Raw genomic sequence first — 20,700 nt, 5'->3', positions numbered from 1 at the left:
CCATGCGGGATGGCCGATCACGTACAAAATCATTATTGAGAGGTTGATATGTCGTTTGCAAATTGGACACTTGAACGGGCGAAGCGCGTGCTGCGCCGTGCCGGCGAGATGGAGCGGGCCGAGAAAATCAAGATCGAAAGTATCGATCACGGGGCGGATGCGCTGCGTACCGCACGCGAGCAAGTCGCACGTCTCACGGATGCGCGCGAACGCCTGCAAGCGCGTGCGGGGGATTTTGAGGCTGCGACGGATCGGCTTGACCAGCTGATGACGGCGAAGCGCGACGAGCTGATTGCGTCGGCGCGCGAAGGGCGCGAGCCCGATTATCGAGAGATCGACGCGCAGCTTTCGGAGGTTTGCGCCGTCCTGGCGAACTACCGAGACGAGCAGGTGAATGTACCGGCCGCGATTGACGAGCTCGACCGGCAATTGAACGAGGCCCGCGAGGTTGAACGCGTGACGCTTGAGGCCACGCATGACTTCATGGACCGTCATTACGGCAAGGCATTCGCGGATGCTCGCGACGAGCTCATGGAGTTCGTGCAGGGGGCGCTGCGTGTGAAATTTGAGCGGGCCTGGGCGATGTATCAGGTACGGCAGGCATATAGCGAGCGGTCTGCTGCGGGCCGCGTAGCCAGTCCCGGCACGCTCGAACGGACCATCACAACTGAGGGCGAAATGGACGGGCTTCTGGCGGCGTTCGTGGCGCTCGGCGGCGTTGCGTTACGTGATGCCGAGGTCTCGAAAATCGCGGCGGAACATGTTGACGAAATGAAACGCCGTGGCATCGGCACACGATACGGGTACGGAGCCCAGGTTCGTGAGGAAGTTCCCAATCCAGTACAGATTCATATCGCAAAACACGTCATCGCGGATCATGAGGCGGAATCCAACCACGGGGCATCGCAAGTCGATCAGCCGGATACCGAAGAGGCGCGTGCAAGACGTTTGGACGCGATTCACGAGCGCCGTATGAGCGAAGTTCTGGCAGGGGAGGGCGCACTGTGAAATTCACGTGTCCACACTGCGGCGCGCGCTCCACATTCCGGACGACTCGCATGCTGTCCGAACTGACCAAAGAGGGGTACGCAGATTGCAGGAATCCTGATTGCGGGCATGGCTTCCGGGTGTTGAGTTCGATCACGCACACGACCCGCACCAGCCGTCAGCCGAATGAAGCGATTGCACGGCAATTGCAGGTGGAGGCTCCGGCTGTGGATAAATCGTCGATTGCACAGACGCCGTATCGATGGTAGCTGCGGCCGCCTTTGACTTACCGGGAGCCCGTCCCGTCGCGCTTCCCTCCGTGTCAGCCCCGTGACGGGCTGGTGAAGAGGGGCGCGTTTGGAAGCGCTGCGTGCTGGCGCTGGTTTGCGCTGGCATCCTGACCCGGACGCGAGTGGCAGAAGGAAGGCACACCAGCCCCGGTCGGCGGTACGTCGCACGTCGCGATGTGCACCGCCGCACCGCAATCGGGGCGACGCTCAAGTCACTGGAACGCCACTTCCGCGAAGCTTCGCAGCTTGCAGACACAAAATTAAATTAAATCAATGTCCTGCGTGACTTCTTCTAACTTATTGCAGGAATGCCGGTCAAGATTACGCCGGGATTTCCGCAGCAACCTTGGCGCAAGTTAGACGACTTATGGGGACGATCAGGGCCAATCCAATTCGTCCAAGCTGCACTCGTAGCGACGCGATCCGTGGCCACTCAGCCGCTATGTGAGTCAGCCATGCTCGGCCACGTAACCGCTGAGCATCAAGCTCAACGCCCTCGGAGCCTCGCTCTCGCAGGCCCCAAAGGCCGGCCCTTGCCGCACATTAGCGAGCGACCCGCAAGCCGATCCACAAAGAAAGCGCTCGTGTGGACGGTACATGTCGACTGGTAAGATTTGGCATCTCACCCTCGGAAGATGCTGTCGATGACCACATTGCCCTTCATCTCGCGCGTCGTTTTGCGAAACTTTCGGAGCATTGGAGAGTGTGACGTTCGCCTCGGGCCGCTCACGTATCTCGTTGGTGCAAATGGAGCCGGCAAAAGCAACTTCGTCGACGCCCTGCACCTTGTGACTGACGCGCTCACCAGTTCACTCGAGCAGGCGCTAAACGTGCGAGGAGGATGGGCCGAGGTCCGGCGCCGATCCGGGGGGCATCCAACGCACTTCGGGGTCCGCATCGAGTTCCGTGTCGACGGTACGCCGGCGCACTATGCGTTCAACATCGGCGCAGTTAAGAACCGCGGATTTGAGGTACTGGTAGAGGAATGCAGTCTCGGCGGTCTAGGTAAAGGCCCGCACTACCGAATTGAGCGAGGCAAGGTCGTCAACAGCAGCGAGGGCACTCTTCCGGCGCTTACCAGCGACCGCCTTGCCTTGGTCGCGTTATCCGGCCTCAGCACATTTCGCCCGATATTCGATGCGCTCACGTGTATGGGCTTCTACAACCTCAATCCGAAGCTGATGCGCGAGTTGCAGAAAGCCCAAGAAGGCCGCCTCTTGAAGCCCGAGGGCGAGAACATTGCGAGCGTGATCGGCCACCTTGAGAAGGTGAATCCGGTAGCGCTTGGGATCGTCGAAGAGTACCTACAGACTGTAGTGCCTACGGTTCACGCCGTAAGACGCATTCCTGTCGGACCGATGGAGACCCTTGAATTTCGCCAAGACGTCCGCGGCTCACGTGATCCGTGGCGATTCGCTGCACAGAATATGTCCGACGGAACGCTTCGGGCAGTTGGGGTTTTAACTGCTCTGTTCCAGGGTAATCGTGACTTCGCTCCTACGCTGATCGGTATCGAAGAACCTGAGACCGCGTTGCATCCCGCTGCAAGTGCTGCGCTGCGCGAAGCTCTGAATAGAGCATCTGCCGAAACACAAATCATCGTGACAAGTCATAGCCCGGATCTGTTGGACGATCCGAGTGTTCGCGACGACCAGATCCTTGCGGTCGTCTCGCAAGCCGGAGATACGAAAATCGCAGAGATCGACAACGCATCGCGCGAGGCCATCCGACAGCACCTGTTCTCGGCCGGTGAACTACTCAAACTTGGGCAAATTCAGCCGGATCCAGAAAAAATCAAGCAACTGGAAATCCGGCAGCCGTCTCTGTTTGGACCGGGAGCCATATGAAAATTGCGTCGATCGTCGAAGGCCACGGTGAGGTGAGCGCACTGCCCGTACTTCTGCGTCGTTTTCTGGAATGGCGGCCGACCGAGAACTTCATCGAGATTGAGCGACCGAATCGAGTCCATCGAGATCGATTCATCAACTCGCAGGATGAATTTGTGCGATTCCTCAGGCTCGCACGGGGCCAATGTAAAGAAGATGGTTGGATACTGATCCTTCTCGATGCAGATGACGACTGCCCGATGGAACTAGCGACCACCCTGTTGGCTCGAGCGCGCGAAATCGACAATCACCGCGTTTCCGTCGTGATTGCAAAACGCGAGTTCGAAGCATGGTTCATAGGCGCCGCGGGATCACTCGACGGTCACCGAGGTCTGACTGTTTTGCCTGCAGATCTGAATGTAGAAGCGGAATTGCCTCGTGATGCGAAAGGGTGGCTCGGAGCCAGGATGGCAAAGGGTTCGTACGGCGTAGTAACAGACCAACCAGCATTCGCCGGCTTGATGGATTTGCAACAGGCTTTCGATCGCTGTCGCTCGTTCCGAAAGCTCTGCACCGACTGGGACACCAATCTCGGTCGTATAGCCTAGGTGGACGGCTGTTCGTCGCGAGCCCCTCCTAATCAATCTCGCGGCTATTCCGTTACAAACGCGGCAGATCGGCTACGCATGGACGGGTGTGTCCACCCTTTGATTCTCCATGTTAGTCCGCTTAGCCGGCATACTGCTTCTCGGCATTCTAAGTTGGTGGACATCATTGCCCACCCTACCCGCCTCGTCGATGTCCATGCCTGTGGACACTGATGTCCATGCGTCTTCCGTTCGTTTTCGCATTGAATCGGCGTAGAGTTGGAACTGTTGAATCACCGAGTGAGTACGCCATGAGCGCTGCAGAACAATCGAACGTAGTCGCAATGTTCAAGCCGCAGGCACAGCGAGAATCGGAAAAGAAATGGGGGAAAGCCGTAATGTCCCACGGGTGCGCCATCTTCCCTTCGATTCTACTCCGCGCACAAGCTCGGCTCGGCGTCAACGCTCAGGAGATGATGGTACTCCTACACCTGGCTGAACACTGGTGGGCAGCAGACAGTAGAGTGTTTCCTGCGAAAAAGGTGATCGCCGAACGGATTGGACTAAGTACCAAGCAGGTTCAGCGGCATGTAAAGCGGCTCGAAGAATTGAAGCTCGTCGAGCGAAAGCAACGATTTAGTCGCGGCCTACAGACATCAAACGAGTACGACCTGTCTGGGCTTGTGGTGAAGCTACAAGTTATCGAAAAGGATTTTGAAACAGCAAGAAAAGTAAAGAAGGCCGCGGCTGACGCAGGCGGCCTCACACAAGTACTGAAAAAACAGTGACAGGTTCAGCGACGTAGCTCAGTTGGATAGAGCATCCGGCTTCGACGTGATTCAGGGCGCACCTCGATATTACGGGCAGGAAGGTCACGGGTTCAAGTCCCGTCGTCGCTCCCCTTTAATTTGTTTTTCATGCGACGTAGCTCAGTCGGATAGAGCGTCTCGGCTTCGACGTGATTCAGGGCGCACTGAATCGCGGGCGAGAAGGTCGCGGGTTCAAATCCCGCCGTCGCTTCCCAACTTCCCTCCCTTCACGTTATACAACCTGCGTGCCAGCCACGTGAACGAAACTGCATGATCAGGGTGCATAAAACTGCACAACAAAACTGCCCCGTCGATCGCCACGCGGCCGGTACTGGCCGGCCCTGAGCAGCCGGTGCATGCCTGCATAAAAACTATTCGTTTTTGCGGGCAGGTGGGGAGGGGCTACAACTGCGCGCGCGGGGCCGCGGGCGGCATTCCTGGGGATGGGGTGCGGCCCCGGAATGCCTCTATGCCGCGTCAGGCGGTCCGCCAAAGCCTTGCCGCCAATTGTTGGTGCCTTTGGAAGGTAGGCACATCCGGACGGTCCAAAGGGGCGATATTCCGTCCCGGCCTCGGGGAGGTATAAGATGGATCATCATTAATTCCGGCGGCGCGGGAAAACCATCGGCCTTCGGTCAGAAGGTGTCGCCCATCGAGTCTCGTTGATGGGCCGCTTCAGGTTGACAGCGGTACTTGGAGGGCGACCCAGAAAGGTAAAGCAGCCGAAGAAGGCCTAGCGTGTCAACCCCAGATGGTGACCAGCTCGGCAATTTTGGTTGCGACTACCTCCATCGTGTCTTCCGACGTGTCAAGTCCGCTTCGCGACGCAAGCATGGGGCTGACATCGCGGAGGGCCGTGTACGTTGTGCCGTGTACGATGGGCACGAGACGGTTACCCTGCAGAAGAGTCGAGAGTTCTTTGTCGGCGACGCCCTCTTTCGGAAGCCGCGCCAACAATGCAGGGGTCACCAGGACGAGCCCAATTTTCGAGGCCGCCAAGCCTTTATCGATGGCTCGCATCATCGGCACGCCAAGCCCAAGGTCCTTCTCGCTGAACCAAACCTTGACACCAGCGGCCTCGAGCAAATCGTGCAGCTGCTTGGCGGCGCCCTGCCTGTCATCCCAAGCATGGCAGAGGAAGCAATCCCGAAGGTCCGGCTTTGCCGCTGCTTCTTTTTCAATAGCCTCTCGAATCGGTGTGAGGGACACCACTTGAGCGGGCGTGTATGAAACGGACGAACCGGCACGCGACCAGCGCGGCTTTGAACTGCCGCCTCCGCTAGATCTGCCACCGCCGCTGTAGTTGCTCCCGCCACCAGAAGAATAGGGGGGGCTGTAGTCCCTCCCGTACCCGCTACCATAGCTGCCGCTGTACCCGCCGTAGCGGGAGCTACATGCTGGGCAGGCTGCTCGGGCGGCTTCCGAGTGGTGCCCTCGAACTGGTGCTGTGCATCGTGCCATGCTGGTATCCCCGTTGTTGTGGTGGCTCTAATGATACGCAGAGTAACGGAAGCGGGCTCGCTGGCATCTTGCGAAAAGTCAGGCTGCGCGGGGCGTGCCGGCGTCTATCGGTTTGACATTCGCTCCGCTCTGTTGGTCGAGATAGTCGGCCCACCATTGCATCATGCGATGTCGTTCCGGCAGATGCTGCGCGTGGTTGTACGCGGCCCGGATGCTGTTTTGCTCGGTGTGCGCTAGCTGACGCTCAATCCAGTCCGGGCTGAAGCCGCGTTCGTTGAGGACGGTCGATGCGAGCCCACGAAACCCATGCCCTGTCATGCGGCCGTGGAAGCCCATACGATAGAGCGCGTACAGAATCGTGTTTTCGCTGATGGGCTGTTCCGGGTTGCGAGGGCTCGGCAGCAACCAGCGCTTGTTCGTCGTCGTGTCGCGGATTGCCTGAATGACGGCGAGCGCCTGCCTCGATAGCGGCACGATGTGCGGCTGACGCATCTTCATGCGCGGAGCCGGGATGCGCCACTCAGCGCGCTCTAGGTCGAATTCCGACCATTCCGCGAAGCGGAGCTCGACGGTGCGGACGAACGTGAGGGAGAGAAGGCGCAACGCGAGCTTGGTTCGCCTGTCGCCGTCATAGCCGTCAATAGCCGCCAGCAGTTCCGGCAATTCGCCCTCGCTGACGCGGGCCATGTTCTTCACTGCTCTCGTCTTGAGCGCTCCGCGCAGGTCGGGCGACGGGTCGCGCTCCGCTTTGCCGACAGCGATTGCGTATCGAAACACCTGGCCGCATGTCTGGTGCGTCTTGCGGGAGGTTTCAAGCGCGCCCCGACTCTCGATGCGCCGGATCACGGCTAGAAGCTCTGGCGCGGATATTTCGGAGATGGGGCGCCGGCCGAGATGTGGGAATACGTCTTTTTCGAGTCGATCCATGACGCGATGAGCGTGATCGACGCTCCATGTGCCGCGCTGCATTTCATGCCATTCGCGTGCCACGGTTTCGAACGTATTCTGCGCGGCGACGATTTGGGCGTGACGAGACATGTCGCGCTGCATTGCTGGATCGAGGCCGGCCGCGAGCGTGCGCTTGGCCTCGTCGCGCTTGGCGCGAGCATCGGCGAGGGAAACGAGGGGATAATCCCCGAACGTCAGGAGGTTTTCTTTGCCGTTGAAGCGGTATTTGAGACGCCACTTCTTTGCGCCGCTGGCGCGAAGCTCAAGGAACAAGCCACCGCCGTCAAACAGCTTGTTGCCGGTGCCGTTGGCCGTGTAGCGGGCGGTACGGCACCGAAGGTCGGTGAGGGGTGTTGAAAGCATATATTGGTCCCTGTCGTCGGCTTACCCCCAAATCGGTAAACCGTACCCCCGATCTTACCCCCGATTTTTTGGGTTTCCCCGGCCCCTCTTGGAACCTCATGAAACTAAAAAACCCGCGAAAGCCTAGAGCTGACGCGGGTTTCGGTACTTCCGGGAACCTCCCGGAACTATGTATTGGTGCCCAGGGCCGGAATCGAACCGGCACGCCTTGCGGCGGGGGATTTTGAGTCCCCTGCGTCTACCAGTTTCACCACCTGGGCAGATCCGTGTGTCGCGCATACGAGCGCACGCGACGAACCAAGGATTATGTCGGAAAACCTCGGGCTGAGCAAGCGGTGCGGTGCGGCCGTTCGCGGCTCCGCGCCCGCCGTGCGTTTCCCCTGGTCCGGCTGCCTGCCGGGACGACCTGCCCGCGCCATGCGAAGCCGTCGTAGCCGCCGAACGCCGGACGAGGCCCCGACGGCTATGCCCAACCCGTTCACAGCTCGTAGGTATCGGCCTCGCCCTTCAGCGCCTGTTCGATCAAGCGCCGGTTCAGCGTCGGCGACAGCAGCTCGACGAGCGTATACACATAGCTGCGCAGGTAGGCGCCCTGCTTGAGCGCGACCCGCGTGACGTTGCTGCCGAACAGATGGCCGACCGGAATCGCGCGCAGGTTGCGGTCGCGCTCCGGGTTGAACGCGATATCGGCCATGATGCCCACGCCGAGCCCCAGCTCGACGTAGGTCTTGATCACGTCCGCGTCGATCGCCTCCAGCACGATGTCGGGCGACAGGCCGCGCAGCGCGAACGCCTGGTTGATCTTCTTGCGGCCCGCGAACGCGTCATCGTAGGTGATCAGCGGGAACTGCGCGAGATCGTCGAGCGACGGCGGCTTGCGTTCGAGCAGCGGGTGATCGGCCAGCACGACGGCTGTGTGGTGCCACTGGAAGCAGGGCAGCGACACCAGTTCCTTGTAGTCGGCGATCGCCTCGGTCGCGATCGCGAGGTCGGCCTGGTCGTGGATCACCATCTCGGCCACCTGGGTCGGGCTCCCTTGCAGGATCGACAGATGCACCTTCGGAAAGCGCTTCTTGAATTCGGCGATCGCGGACGGCAGCGAGTAGCGCGCCTGCGTGTGCGTCGCCGCGATCGTCAGGTTGCCCTGGTCCTGCGCGGCATAGTCCTTTCCGACCCTTTTCAGGCTCTCGACTTCCTGCAGGATCCGCTCGACCGATGCCAGGATGATCCGGCCCGGCTCGGTCAGCGAGCGCACGCGCTTGCCGTGGCGCGTGAAGATCTCCACGCCCAGCTCGTCCTCCAGCTCGATGATCGCCTTCGACACCCCCGGCTGCGACGTGTACAGCGCCTTCGCGGCCTCCGTCAGATTGAAATTCTGACGGACGGCCTCGCGCACGAAGCGAAACTGGTGCAGGTTCATTTATAACCCTTCCGCATATAGACAGAATTTTTTAGTCGTTTGAAATATAAAGGGAGTTTATTACGATTCCCCAGTGTTTTTCAAATATGGATATCTGTTTTCGTCATTAGCAAATGAGCGGGCGGCGGGAGGCCGGCTCGGTGCGGGCGGAGCAGGATTCGGGCGCGGCGTGGCTAGGACGTCGCGCGGTCATTCTAGAAACCCTGGGGTCCCCGAATGTATCAGTACGACCAATACGACCAGACGATTGTCGACGAGCGCGTCGCGCAGTACCGCGACCAGGTTCGCCGCCGCCTGTCGGGCGAGTTGAGCGAGGAGGAGTTCCGTCCGCTGCGGCTGCAGAACGGCCTGTACCTGCAGCGCCACGCGTACATGCACCGCATCGCGATCCCGTACGGCAACCTGCGCAGCGACCAGCTGCGGATGCTGGCGCGGATCGCGCGCGAGCACGATCGCGGCTATGGCCACTTCTCGACCCGTTCGAACCTCCAGTTCAACTGGATCAAGCTCGAGGAAACGCCCGAGATCCTCGCGAAGCTCGCCTCGGTGCAGATGCACGGGATCCAGACCTCGGGCAACTGCATCCGCAACATCACGGCCGACCAGTTCGCCGGCGTCGCGCAGGACGAGGCGATCGATCCGCGTCCGTGGGCCGAGATCCTGCGCCAGTGGTCGACCTTCCATCCCGAGTTCGCCTGGCTGCCGCGCAAGTTCAAGATCGCGGTGTCGGGCGCGAAGAGCGACCGCGCGGCCGTGCAGATCCACGATCTCGGCGTGTACCTGTCGCGCAACGACGCGGGTGAGGTGGTCGCGAGCATCCTCGCGGGCGGCGGTCTTGGCCGTACCCCGATCGTCGGCGCGATCATCCGCGAGAACCTGCCGTGGCGGCATCTGCTCACGTACTGCGAGGCGGTGCTGCGCGTCTACAACCGCTACGGCCGGCGCGACAATCTCTACAAGGCGCGCATCAAGATCCTCGTGAAGGCGCTGTCGCCGGAGAAGTTCTCGCAGCAGGTCGAGGAAGAGTGGCAGCACCTGAAGGACGGTCCGTCGACGCTGACCGAAGCCGAACTCGAACGCGTGGCGCGCGATTTCGCACCGCCGGCGTACGAGAAGCTGCCGGACACCGATGCGTCGTTCGAGCAGCGCCTGCTCGACAACAAGGCGTTCGCCCGCTGGGTCGAGCGCAACGTCGCGCCGCACAAGGTGGCGGGCTACGTGGCCGTCACGCTGTCGCTGAAGCCGACGGGGCCCGCCCCCGGCGATGCGACCGATGCGCAGATGGAAGCGGTCGCCGACTGGGCGGACGCGTATTCGTTCGGCGAGCTGCGCGTGTCGCACGAGCAGAACCTGATCCTCGCGAACGTGAAGAAGCGCGACCTGTACGCGCTGTGGGAAAAGGCCAAGGCGCAGGGTTTCGCGACGCCGAACATCGGCCTGTTGACGGACATCATCGCGTGCCCGGGCGGCGATTTCTGCTCGCTCGCGAACGCGAAGTCGATTCCGATCGCGCAGGCGATCCAGGCGCGCTTCGACGATCTCGACTACGTGTACGATCTCGGCGACCTGTCGCTGAACATCTCGGGTTGCATGAATTCGTGCGGCCATCACCACGTCGGCAACATCGGCATCCTCGGCGTCGACAAGGACGGCGCCGAGTGGTATCAGGTGTCGCTCGGCGGCGAGCAGGGCACGGGCGCGGGCGGCGCGCGGCTCGGCCGGGTGATCGGCCCGTCGTTCTCCGCGCACGAGGTGCCGGACGTGATCACGACGCTGGTCGACACCTTCGTCGAGCAGCGCGCCGACGGCGAGCGCTTCATCGACACCTACAACCGCATCGGCCTCGCGCCGTTCAAGGAACGTGTGTATGCGGCGCGCCAGCCCGCGCACGCGTGAAACCGGCTACAAGGAATCAGCAGATGGCTTTGATTATCAAGAACCGCGCGGTGGCCGAGGATGCATGGCAGGTCGTGCGCGCGGCCGAGGACGGCGCACTGCCCGCGGCGGCCGCGCTGCCGGCCGGCAAGGTGCTGGTGCCGCTCGCGCTGTGGCAGGCGGAGCGCGACGCGCTCGTCGCGGGCCGCAGCCGCGACGCGCTCGGCGTCTGGCTCGCGCCCGACAGCGAACCGGCCGACCTGGTGGCCGATTTCGATCGGATCGCGCTGATCGGCGTCGATTTCCCGCGTTTCGCCGACGGCCGCGGCTACAGCATCGCGCGCCTGCTGCGCGAGCGTCATGGCTGGACGGGCGAGTTGCGCGCCCTCGGCGACGTGCTGCGCGACCAGCTGCTCTATATGTCGCGCTGCGGCTTCGATGCGTTCGCGGTGCGCGCGGACAAGGACATCCACGACGCGCTGCACGCGTTCGGCGAGTTCTCGCAGCGCTACCAGGGCGCGGTCGACAATCCGTCGCCGCTGTTCCGCCGCCGCGATGGCGCCGTGCAGAAGGTGGGCGCATGAATACCGTCGCGCCGGGCGTCGCGCCTGAACTGGCCGACAAGATCGCCCGCCTCGACGCGCTGCTCGCGACGATCGGCGCGCGGCATCCGCGCGTGAAGTTCGCGAGCAGCCTCGCGGCGGAAGACATGCTGCTGACGCACGCGATCCTGTCGAAAGGCGTGGCGATCGGCATCTTCTCGCTGAACACGGGCCGTCTGCATGCGGAGACGCTCGGCATGTTCGACCGCGTGCGCGAGCGCTACGGCTACGAGATCGAGCAGTTCCAGCCGCGCCAGGACGCGGTCGACGCCTACGTCGCGCAGCATGGCCTGAACGCGTTCTACGAGAGCGTCGACCTGCGCAAGGGCTGTTGCGCGATTCGCAAGGTCGAGCCGCTCAACCGCGCGCTCGCCGGGGTCGACGCATGGGTGACGGGCCAGCGCCGCGAGCAGTCGGTCACGCGCGCGGAGCTGCACGAGGAGGAGCGGGACGAGGCGCGCGGCATCGCCAAGTACAATCCGCTCGCCGACTGGACCGAGGCCGACGTGTGGGCGTACCTGAAGGCCTTCGAGGTGCCGGTGAATCCGCTGCACGCGCGCGGCTACCCGAGCATCGGCTGCGAGCCCTGTACGCGCGCGGTGCGCCCCGGCGAGGACAGCCGCGCCGGCCGCTGGTGGTGGGAATTCCGCGACACCAGGGAGTGCGGGCTGCACATTCCGATCACGCCGCTGCCGTCGGGTGCCCCGACCGAATCTGCCGGCGCCTGAGCCGTCGTAATAAGATTGAATCCCGCGCCACCCGGAAACGGTGGGCGCGACCCAGAACAAGGACTGATGACCATGAGCACGACGCTCGAACACTCCGCCTTTGCCCCGCCCGTCGGCAGCGCCGGCCGGATGGGCCACCTCGACTGGCTCGAGGCCGAGTCGATCCACATCCTGCGCGAACTCGTGGCCGAATGCAGCAAGCCCGCGCTGTTGTTCTCGGGCGGCAAGGATTCGGTGGTCGTGCTGCACCTTGCGCTGAAGGCGTTCGGCCTCGGCGCGAACCGCAAGACGTCGCTACCGTTCCCGCTCGTGCACATCGACACGGGCCACAACTACGGCGAGGTGATCGATTTCCGTGATCGCCGCGCGCAGGAGATCGGCGCGGAGCTGATCGTCGGCCACGTCGAGGATTCGATCGAGCGCGGCACCGTGGTGCTGCGCCGCGAGACCGATTCGCGCAACGCCGCGCAGGCCGTCACGCTGCTCGAGACGATCGAGCAGCACGGCTACACCGCGATGATCGGCGGCGCGCGCCGCGACGAGGAAAAGGCGCGCGCGAAGGAGCGCATCTTCTCGTTCCGCGACGAATTCGGCCAGTGGGACCCGAAGGCGCAGCGCCCGGAACTGTGGAGCCTGTTCAATGCGCGCCTGCACAAGGGCGAGCATCTGCGGGTGTTCCCGATCTCGAACTGGACCGAGCTGGACGTGTGGCAGTACATCGCGCGCGAAGGGCTCGAACTGCCGTCGATCTACTACGCGCACCGCCGCGAGATCGTGCGCCGCAACGGTCTCCTCGTGCCGGTCACGCCGCTCACGCCGATCCGCGAGGGCGAAACGAGCGAGCAGGCGCTGGTGCGTTTCCGCACGGTCGGCGACATCTCGTGCACCTGCCCGGTCGCGAGCGACGCGGACGACGTGGAGAAGATCATCGCCGAAACCGCGGTGACCGAGATCACCGAGCGCGGCGCGACCCGGATGGACGACCAGGCCTCCGAGGCGGCGATGGAGCAGCGCAAGAAGCAGGGTTATTTCTGAGGCACACGAGGACACCGACATCATGAGCATCATCGAGAATCACGAAGACCTCGGCGTGCTGCGCTTCATCACGGCAGGCAGCGTCGACGACGGCAAGAGCACGCTGATCGGCCGCCTGCTGTACGACAGCAAGGCCGTGCTGTCCGACCAGCTGTCCGCGCTGTCGCGAGCGAAGAACAAGCGCACGGTCGGCGACGAGCTGGACCTCGCGCTGTTGACCGACGGCCTCGAGGCCGAGCGCGAGCAGGGCATCACGATCGACGTCGCGTATCGCTACTTCGCGACCGCGAAGCGCAAGTTCATCATCGCCGACACGCCGGGCCACGAGCAGTACACGCGCAACATGGTCACGGGCGCGTCCACCGCGCACGCGGCGATCGTCCTGATCGACGCGACCCGCGTCACGTTCGAGCAGGGCGTCGCGCAACTGCTGCCGCAGACCAAGCGTCACAGCGCGATCGTCAAGCTGCTCGGCCTGCAGCACGTGATCGTCGCGATCAACAAGATGGATCTCGTCGACTACAGCGAGACCCGCTTCAACGAGATCCGCGACGCCTACGTCACGCTCGCGCAGCAGCTCGGCCTCGCCGGCGTGCGCTTCGTGCCGGTGTCGGCGCTGAAGGGCGACAACATCGTCGGCGCGAGCGAGAAGATGCCGTGGTACGCGGGCGAGGCGCTGCTCGACGTGCTCGAGCGGCTGCCCGTCGAGGTCGACGCCGGCGACGCGTTGCGCTTCCCGGTGCAGTGGGTCGCGCGCCAGGACGGCAGCTCGGCCGATGACTTCCGCGGCTACATGGGCCGCGTCGAGGCGGGCGCGGTGCAGGTCGGCGACGCGCTCGCGGTGCTGCCGTCGGGCCGCGAGGCGACGGTCGCGGAGATCATCGCGCCGGTGCCGGGCGGCACCGCGGCGGTCGAGCGTGCGTTCGCGGGGCAGGCGGTCACGATCCGCTTCGCCGAGGACGTCGACGTGTCGCGCGGCGACACCTTCGTGCCGGCCGCGCGGCGTATCGAGCCTGCGAAGAAGCTCGAGGCGGACCTGTGCTGGTTCGACGACACGCCGTTGTCGACGCAGCGCAAATACCTGCTCAAGCAGACCACGAACACGGTGCTGACGAAGATCGGCGCAGTCCGGCAGGTGCTCGACGTGCATACGCTGTCGCATGCGACCGACCGCCACGATCTCAAGATGAACGATATCGGCCGGGTCGCGCTGACGCTGCAAAAGCCGATCGTGTGCGACACCTACGATGCGCACCCGGGCACGGGCGCGTTCGTGCTGATCGACGAGGCGACCCATCACACGGTCGCGGCAGGGATGATCCGCGAATTTTCCGCATGATGGTCCGGGCCGCGCGTCGCCGCGCGGCCCGCTTGCACGGATTCGAGGAAACGGAACACATATGGGCAAGGTGTATCTGATCGGCGCGGGACCCGGCGCGGCGGACCTGATCACGGTGCGCGGCGCGCGCCTGCTGGCCGACGCCGACGTGGTGCTGCACGACGCGCTCGTCGAGCCGGCGATGCTCGATTACGCGCCGGCGCATGCGCGCCGGATCGCGGTCGGCAAGCGCTGCGGGCAGCGCTCCACCGCGCAGCAGTTCATCAACAAGCAATTGGTCGACGCGGCGCGCGAGCACGCGGTGGTGGTGCGCCTGAAGGGCGGCGATCCGATGCTGTTCGGGCGCGCCGACGAGGAGATGCGCGCGCTCGAGGCGGCCGGGATCGACTACGAGGTCGTGCCCGGCATCACCGCCGCGCTGGCCGGCGCGGCGACGCTCAAGCGCTCGCTGACGCTGCGCGGGGTCGCGCGCAGCGTCGCGTTCGCGACCCACAGCCGCGCGCCGGGCAGCGAGGCGCTCCGCGAGCAGGTGAACGCCGATTCGCTGGTCTACTACATGGGCCGCGACAGCGCGCCCGGCATCGCGCGCGAGCTGATCGACGCGGGGCGCGCGGGCACGACGCCGGTGGCGATCGTCGAGGCGTGCAGCACGCCGCGCGAGCGCCGGCTGACGCTCACGCTCGATGCGATGGCGGCCGGGGACGCGCAGGCCTGGCTCGATGCGACGCAACCGAGCCTGCTGATGATCGGCGAGGCATTCGCCGCGCGAGGAGCGGGCCAGGGCGACGGCGAAGCGGAGCCCGGGGCGGAAGGCGGCGGGATGCGCGACGCGGCGTGAGGCGCGTCCGGGAATAAAAAACGCTGACCGTGGGCCAGCGTTTTTTTATGCGCGTTTCAGGGCGTCAGGGCGCGGGAGGCGGCTGACGCAGACAATAGCCGGCGATCGCGTCGAGCACCGCGTCGTTTTCGCCCACCGCGCTCGCGCAGGCGAACGCGATGCCCGGCTGGGCGGCGCGGCAGGCGTCGAGCAGTTGCGGCAGGTCGCGGCGCACGTGGCCGCCCTGGCCGAAGAAGACCGGGATCACGGTGATCGCGTCGCAGCCTTGCGCGGCGAGCGCGGCGGCCGCCTCGGGCAGCGTCGGCGTCATCAGTTCGAGAAACGCGAGCACGACGGGCGCGTCGGCGCCGCGCGCCGCGCGCAGCCGGTCGGCGAGCCGTTCGAACGGCTCGGCCCAGCGCGCGTCGCGCGCGCCGTGGCCGAACAGGACGAGACCGTGTTTGCCCATGATGCTCAGTGACGATCGACCCACTTGAGCGCGAACAACCCGAGCGCAAGGTAGGCGAGGCCCGGGATCGCGGCGGTGAGCGGCGCGGGCCAGGTGTTGAGCGTGCCGATGTGCGAGAACAGCGTGTTGAACAGCTGGAAGCTCATGCCGAGCATGATCCCGCCGAACACCTTGACGCCGACCACGCCCGCGCGCGTGTGCAGGTATGCGAACGGCAGCGACAGCACCAGCATCACGAACACCGCGAACGGATACAGCAGCTTGCGCCACAGCGCGATGTCGTAGCGCTGCGTGTCCTGCTGGTTCTCGCGCAAGTGCTGGATGTAGCGGAACAGGTTGAAGATCGACATCCGGTCCGGCGACACCAGCAGCACCGACAGGATCTGCGGCGTCAGGTCGGAGCGCAGCGAGTATTGCGGCATCTCGACCTGCTTCGACCGATAGACGGGATTCAGCGCGTCGGTCGGCTGGCCGGCCGGCGCGGGTGCGAGGCTCGTGAGCTGGGTGTCGGTGACGTCGGTCAGCAGCCAGTGGCCGGGCGGCTGGTAGCGCCCCGTCTTGGCGATCCGGACGTTCTGCAGCTGGAACTTCGAGTCGAATTCGTAGATGCGCACGTCGCTGATGGTCGAATCGGGCGACAGCTTGCCGACGTTGACGAAGCGGGTGACGGGTTCGCCGTTGTCGCGCGCGGTCAGCGTGTCCTTGACCCACACGCCGGACGCGAAGTTCGACGACACCGACGAGCCGAGCGCCTCGAGCCGCACGCGCTCGGACAGCTGGTCGGAGTAGGGGCCGACGAATTCGCCGATCATGTAGGTGACGATCACGAGCGGCACGCCGATCTTGAGCAGCGAGCGCAGCGCCTGGTTGGTCGCGAGGCCGGACACGCGGAAGATCGTGAACTCGGAGTTCGCGGCCATCTGCGCGAACACGTAGATCGAGCTGATCAAGGTCGCGACCGGGATGATCTCGTAGAAGCGCGAGGGCGTCTGCAGCGCGACGCGCAGCACCGCGTAGCCGAACTTGTAGTTGCCGTGGCCGACCGAGTTCAGTTCGCTGATCAGGTCGAAGAAGAAGAACAGGCCGGAGAACGCGAACAGCACGAACGTGAAGGTCACGTAGATCTGGCGCGCGAAGTATTTCTCGTAGAGGCGCATCGGTCAGGCCCCCTGCGAGCGGCGGAACAGCGCGCGCGTGAACAGCGGGCGATTGCGCACGCGCAGCCAGAAGATCACGCCGACGATCGCGGCCACCACGGTGTGCAGCACGACGAGGCCGACGCTGAACGGCAGCTTGCCGCGTTCGATCTGCGATTGCACCACGTTCAACAGGTTCGAGTAGGTGAGATAGATCAGCACGGCCATCACCAGGTTGATGGTGCGGCCGCGGCGCGGATTCTGGTACGAAAGCGGGATCGCGAGGATCATCAGATTGATCGCGATCAGCGGCAGCCCGGCGCGCCACGCGAACTCGGCGAGGTTTTCGTTGGTTGGGTTGCGCAGCAGGTCGAGCGTCGGGGTGCCGGTGGTGGTCGGCTGGTTGACCACCTGCTTGCTCTGGATCTTCACGCCGTAGCGCTCGAACTCCATGATCTTGAAGTTCGGCTGGCCCGGCGCGCCGTCGTAGCGGCGGCCGTTCTCGAGCACGATGAAGCGGTCGCCGTTCTTCATGGTCTCGGTGTGCCCCGTCTGCGACACGACCACGTTGACCTTGCCGTGCTCGGTGGTGGTCACGAACACGTTCTGCACCTTGCTCTGGTCCGGCGACATCTTCTCGATGAAGAACACCCGGTTGGTCGAGGTCGATTCGCGGAACTGGCCCGGCGCGAGCAGCGATACCTCGTCGCGCTGCTGGAAGCGCGCCTTGATCAGCTTGCTCTGCTGGTTCGACCACGGCCAGCCGATGAACGCGAAGAACGCGATCAGCACGATGATCGGCGTGGCGAACAGGCCGATCGGCTTGATGAGGCGGGTCAGGCTCACGCCGGAGGCGAGCCAGACGACCATTTCCGAATCCCGGTACCAGCGCGTGAGCACGAACAGGATCGACACGAACAGGGTGCCGACGAGAATCATCGCGAGGTAGCCGATCACCGTCAGGCCGATCAGCACCAGCACGTCTTTGGGGCTGACTTCACCCGATGCCGCGTAGCCGACGATGCGGATCATCATCGACGTCAGCATGATCGTGAGCAGCACCATGAATACAGCGCCGGCGGTATACGCAAGCTCGCGCTGGAGGGAGCGTTCGAAGATCATTATTGATGAGAAGAGGGCGGGAGGCAGCGCACGCGTGGGGAGGTACTCACTCCGCCACGGGAAAAATAGCGGATAATTGCGGCTTTCATCCTTAGCCCAGATTTTATCCGAGGACAAGCGCGATGGACTTTAGCATAAAAGGCTGTGATTGGAGCAAAGGCACGTCGAAGGGGTTCGTGACGGGCAAGTCGGACTGCATCGTGCTCGGCGTGTTCGAGGCGCAGTCCCTGTCGGGCGCGGCGCTCGACATCGATACGGCCACGAAGGGCCTGATCTCGCGCGTGATCAAGGCCGGCGATATCGACGGAAAAGCCGGCAAGACCTTGTTTTTGCACGAAGTTTCGGGCATCGGCGCATCGCGCGTGCTGCTCGTCGGCCTGGGCAAGCAGGATGCTTTCGGCCAGAAAGCTTATAACGACGCAGCGAAGGCCGCCTGGCGCGCGCTGCTCGCGACCAAGGTGGTCCAGGCCACCTTCACGCTCGCCCAACTGCCGATCGCGGAACGCACCGCGGATTGGGGCGTGCGCGCGGCGATCCTCGCCCTGCGCGGCGAGACCTACCGCTTCACGCAGCTGAAGAGCAAGCCGGAAACGGCCGCGCATGCGCTCAAGCGCGTCGTGTTCAGCGTCGATCCGGCCGACGAGAAGGCCGCCAAGACCGCGGTCAAGCAGTCGGTGGCGCTCGCCAACGGGATGGACCTGACGCGCGACCTCGGCAACCTGCCGGGCAACGTGTGCACCCCGACCTATCTCGCGAACACCGCGAAGCAGCTGGCCAAGGATTGGGGCCTGAAGGCCGAGGTGCTCGGCCTCAAGCAGATCCAGGCGCTGAAGATGGGCTCGTTCCTGTCGGTCACGCGCGGCTCGGTCGAGCCGCCGCAGTTCATCGTGCTGCACTACCGCGGCGGCGCGGCGAAGGCTGCGCCGATCGTGCTGGTCGGCAAGGGCATCACGTTCGACACGGGTGGCATCTCGCTGAAGCCGGGCGAAGGCATGGACGAGATGAAGTACGACATGTGCGGCGCCGGCTCGGTGCTGGGCACGATCCGCGCGGTCGCGGAAATGGGCCTGAAGCTCAATGTCGTCGCGATCATCCCGACCTGCGAGAACATGCCGGCCGGCAACGCGACCAAGCCGGGCGACATCGTCACCAGCATGAAGGGGCTGACGATCGAGGTGCTCAACACCGACGCGGAAGGGCGGCTGATCCTGTGCGACGCGCTGACCTACGCGGAGCGCTTCAAGCCGGCGGCCGTGATCGACGTCGCGACGCTGACGGGCGCATGCGTGATCGCGCTCGGCCATCACAACAGCGGGCTGTTCTCGAAGGACGACGCGCTCGCGGGCGAACTGCTCGATGCGTCGCGCGAAGCGGGCGATCCGGCCTGGCGCCTGCCGCTCGACGACGAGTATCACGAACAGCTGAAGTCGAATTTCGCGGATCTCGCCAACATCGGCGGCCGTCCGGGCGGCAGCATCACGGCGGCGTGCTTCCTGTCGCGCTTCACCGAAAGCTATCCGTGGGCCCACCTCGACATCGCGGGCACCGCGTGGAAGGGCGGCGCGGCGAAGGGCGCGACCGGCCGTCCGGTGCCGCTGCTCGCGCAGTTCCTGATCGACCGCGCCGGCGCGTGATGGCGCAAGGCGGCAACGCGACGGAGCGCGACGGGCGATGACGCGCATCGATTTTCATTCGAACGTCGGCGATTCGCTCGCGTATGCGTGTCGGCTGCTGCGCAAGGCCTATCAGGCTGGGCAGCCGGTCGTCGTGCTCGCCGACGCCGCGCGCCTGCGCGCGCTCGACGAGCGGCTGTGGACCTTCTCGCCGCTCGATTTCGTTCCGCACTGCTCGGTCGACAGCCCGCATGCGGCGGGCACGCCGATCGTGCTGACGGTCGACCTCGAGCGCGCGCCGCATCATCAGATCCTGTTGAACCTGGGCGCGGACGTGCCCGCGCAGTTCGCGCGCTTCGAGCGCCTGCTCGAAGTCGTCGGCAACGCGCCGGACGAGCTGGCGGCGGGCCGTGAGCGCTACCGGTTCTACCGCGATCGCGGTTACGCGCTCAACAACTACAAGCAAGGCGCCTAGCCTTGCCGGACGGAGGTTACGTGCAGGAAGTCCCCGCATCCTCGATTCCGGTGCTGACCGACGTGCTGACGCCGGGCAAGCCGACGGCGCTAGCGGAAGGGCGCAGGCCGGTTGTGTCGGCCTCGATGCCGCCGGTGTTGACCGATGTCCTCGTGCCCGGCTCGCGCACCGCGGACGAGCCGGGGGCGTTGCCGCCGGTATTGACCGAGGTGCTGGCGCCGGGCGAGCCGGTGGCGCCCGGGGCCGAGGCGGCCCCGATGCCGCCGTTGTTGACCGATGTGCTGACGCCGGGCAGGCCGGTGGCGGCGCCGTTGGCGGAGGGCGAGGCCGAGGCGTCGATGCCGGTGCCGGCGGAGCCGGGCGCCGTATCGCCGGCCGATGCGCTGCTGGCGGCGGGCGAGGCGGCCTCGACGCCGCCGTTGTTGACCGACGTGCTCAAGCAGGGCGCCCCGGAACGATTCGAGGCGGCGGAGCCAATGGACGCGCGGACGCTCGCATCCGCGATGCCGCTGGTATTGACCGAGGTATTGACGCCGGGCCGGCGGCCGGAGGCGGCGCCGGGTGAACCGGCGAGCGCGTTGCCGGCGGCGGGGCGTGGGGAGGCGGCGGAAGCCGTGTCGCCGACCGAACCGCCCGCGATGCCGCCGCTCCTGACCACCGTACTGGAGCGGGGCAAGCCGGACGCGACGTCGGGCGAAGCGCTCGCCGCACCGCCGGCGGGCCGTGCCGAAGCGCCGGAAGCCGCGTCGCAGGCCGAACCGTTCCCGATGCCGCCGACGCTGACCGAGGTACTGGAGC

General features: G+C 64.7%; 20 protein-coding genes and 3 tRNA genes. 16 read left to right on the top strand and 7 right to left on the bottom strand.

Annotation, left to right across the window (positions count from 1 at the left end; all coding sequences use genetic code 11):
* The first annotated feature begins 48 nt into the window (after window positions 1–48).
* The 7 genes from AC1RQF_RS25605 to AC1RQF_RS25575 all read left to right on the top strand — a co-directional run bounded on the left by AC1RQF_RS25605 (window position 49) and on the right by AC1RQF_RS25575 (window position 4,710).
* Window positions 49–1,008, top strand: coding sequence for a hypothetical protein (locus tag AC1RQF_RS25605; protein WP_492873238.1), 960 nt, complete (start codon window positions 49–51; stop codon window positions 1,006–1,008).
* Window positions 1,005–1,256, top strand: coding sequence for an Ogr/Delta-like zinc finger protein (locus AC1RQF_RS25600; protein ID WP_492873237.1), 252 nt, complete (start codon window positions 1,005–1,007; stop codon window positions 1,254–1,256). Before AC1RQF_RS25605 ends, AC1RQF_RS25600 begins: the two co-directional genes overlap by 4 nt.
* A gap of 665 nt (window positions 1,257–1,921) precedes the next feature.
* A complete protein-coding gene (locus AC1RQF_RS25595; protein ID WP_492873236.1) occupies window positions 1,922–3,124 on the top strand; it encodes an AAA family ATPase in 1,203 nt (400 codons plus the stop codon).
* On the top strand, window positions 3,121–3,711 hold the full coding sequence (locus tag AC1RQF_RS25590) for a DUF4276 family protein (protein ID WP_492873235.1): 591 nt from the start codon (window positions 3,121–3,123) through the stop codon (window positions 3,709–3,711). The genes AC1RQF_RS25595 and AC1RQF_RS25590 overlap by 4 nt, the downstream gene beginning before the upstream one ends.
* A gap of 290 nt (window positions 3,712–4,001) precedes the next feature.
* Window positions 4,002–4,478 carry a helix-turn-helix domain-containing protein gene (locus tag AC1RQF_RS25585; RefSeq protein ID WP_492873234.1) on the top strand — a complete coding sequence of 159 codons (477 nt, stop codon included), beginning with the start codon at window positions 4,002–4,004 and terminating at the stop codon, window positions 4,476–4,478.
* 7 nt (window positions 4,479–4,485) lie between these two features.
* A tRNA-OTHER gene (locus tag AC1RQF_RS25580) sits at window positions 4,486–4,589 on the top strand.
* 20 nt (window positions 4,590–4,609) lie between these two features.
* Window positions 4,610–4,710: transfer RNA gene (locus tag AC1RQF_RS25575), tRNA-OTHER, on the top strand.
* A 530-nt stretch (window positions 4,711–5,240) separates the two neighbouring features.
* Here the strand turns inward: AC1RQF_RS25575 and AC1RQF_RS25570 are convergent.
* From AC1RQF_RS25570 to AC1RQF_RS25555, 4 genes are all read right to left on the bottom strand, one after another.
* Entirely contained in the window at window positions 5,241–5,708 is a 468-nt protein-coding gene (locus AC1RQF_RS25570; protein WP_492873233.1) for a toll/interleukin-1 receptor domain-containing protein, read from the bottom strand.
* A gap of 330 nt (window positions 5,709–6,038) precedes the next feature.
* A complete protein-coding gene (locus AC1RQF_RS25565) occupies window positions 6,039–7,271 on the bottom strand; it encodes a tyrosine-type recombinase/integrase (RefSeq protein WP_492873232.1) in 1,233 nt (410 codons plus the stop codon).
* 175 nt (window positions 7,272–7,446) lie between these two features.
* Window positions 7,447–7,531, bottom strand: a tRNA-Leu gene (locus tag AC1RQF_RS25560).
* Window positions 7,532–7,749: 218 nt separating this feature from the next.
* A complete protein-coding gene (locus tag AC1RQF_RS25555) occupies window positions 7,750–8,691 on the bottom strand; it encodes a CysB family HTH-type transcriptional regulator (protein ID WP_273998707.1) in 942 nt (313 codons plus the stop codon).
* A 216-nt stretch (window positions 8,692–8,907) separates the two neighbouring features.
* Here AC1RQF_RS25555 and AC1RQF_RS25550 point away from each other — a divergent pair, with 216 nt between their 5' ends.
* From AC1RQF_RS25550 to cobA, 6 genes are all read left to right on the top strand, one after another.
* Window positions 8,908–10,587, top strand: coding sequence for a nitrite/sulfite reductase (locus AC1RQF_RS25550; RefSeq protein WP_273998706.1), 1,680 nt, complete (start codon window positions 8,908–8,910; stop codon window positions 10,585–10,587).
* Window positions 10,588–10,610: 23 nt separating this feature from the next.
* Entirely contained in the window at window positions 10,611–11,150 is a 540-nt protein-coding gene (locus AC1RQF_RS25545; protein WP_273998705.1) for a DUF934 domain-containing protein, read from the top strand.
* The gene (locus tag AC1RQF_RS25540) at window positions 11,147–11,896 is read left to right on the top strand and encodes a phosphoadenylyl-sulfate reductase (RefSeq protein ID WP_492873231.1); all 750 of its coding nucleotides are present in this window, start codon (window positions 11,147–11,149) and stop codon (window positions 11,894–11,896) included. Before AC1RQF_RS25545 ends, AC1RQF_RS25540 begins: the two co-directional genes overlap by 4 nt.
* 72 nt (window positions 11,897–11,968) lie before the next feature.
* Window positions 11,969–12,931: a sulfate adenylyltransferase subunit CysD gene (gene cysD, locus AC1RQF_RS25535; RefSeq protein WP_273998700.1), complete on the top strand. Its 963-nt coding sequence runs from the start codon at window positions 11,969–11,971 to the stop codon at window positions 12,929–12,931.
* 22 nt (window positions 12,932–12,953) lie between these two features.
* Window positions 12,954–14,270, top strand: coding sequence for a sulfate adenylyltransferase subunit 1 (locus tag AC1RQF_RS25530; protein WP_273998699.1), 1,317 nt, complete (start codon window positions 12,954–12,956; stop codon window positions 14,268–14,270).
* A 61-nt stretch (window positions 14,271–14,331) separates the two neighbouring features.
* Window positions 14,332–15,108: a uroporphyrinogen-III C-methyltransferase gene (gene cobA, locus AC1RQF_RS25525; protein WP_273998698.1), complete on the top strand. Its 777-nt coding sequence runs from the start codon at window positions 14,332–14,334 to the stop codon at window positions 15,106–15,108.
* 64 nt (window positions 15,109–15,172) lie between these two features.
* On the opposite strand, the gene AC1RQF_RS25520 is transcribed toward cobA, so the two are convergent.
* From AC1RQF_RS25520 to lptF, 3 genes are read right to left on the bottom strand one after another with little or no spacing between them, the layout of a single operon-like run.
* On the bottom strand, window positions 15,173–15,556 hold the full coding sequence (locus AC1RQF_RS25520; RefSeq protein ID WP_273998696.1) for a sirohydrochlorin chelatase: 384 nt from the start codon (window positions 15,554–15,556) through the stop codon (window positions 15,173–15,175).
* 5 nt (window positions 15,557–15,561) lie between these two features.
* On the bottom strand, window positions 15,562–16,713 hold the full coding sequence (lptG, locus tag AC1RQF_RS25515; protein ID WP_273998695.1) for an LPS export ABC transporter permease LptG: 1,152 nt from the start codon (window positions 16,711–16,713) through the stop codon (window positions 15,562–15,564).
* A gap of 3 nt (window positions 16,714–16,716) precedes the next feature.
* Window positions 16,717–17,814, bottom strand: coding sequence for an LPS export ABC transporter permease LptF (lptF, locus tag AC1RQF_RS25510; RefSeq protein ID WP_273998694.1), 1,098 nt, complete (start codon window positions 17,812–17,814; stop codon window positions 16,717–16,719).
* Between the two features lie 122 nt (window positions 17,815–17,936).
* On the opposite strand from lptF, the gene AC1RQF_RS25505 reads away from it, so the two are divergent.
* From AC1RQF_RS25505 to AC1RQF_RS25495, 3 genes are all read left to right on the top strand, one after another.
* Window positions 17,937–19,448, top strand: coding sequence for a leucyl aminopeptidase (locus AC1RQF_RS25505; RefSeq protein ID WP_273998692.1), 1,512 nt, complete (start codon window positions 17,937–17,939; stop codon window positions 19,446–19,448).
* 37 nt (window positions 19,449–19,485) lie between these two features.
* On the top strand, window positions 19,486–19,902 hold the full coding sequence (locus AC1RQF_RS25500) for a DNA polymerase III subunit chi (protein WP_492873230.1): 417 nt from the start codon (window positions 19,486–19,488) through the stop codon (window positions 19,900–19,902).
* Between the two features lie 50 nt (window positions 19,903–19,952).
* Window positions 19,953–20,700 (top strand): hypothetical protein (locus AC1RQF_RS25495; RefSeq protein WP_492873229.1); only part of this gene is annotated, 748 nt, incomplete at its 3' end.

This window comes from Burkholderia sp. GW821-FHT14F03 (genome assembly GCF_058803765.1).
This window is presented reverse-complemented; position numbering and strand designations above follow the sequence as displayed.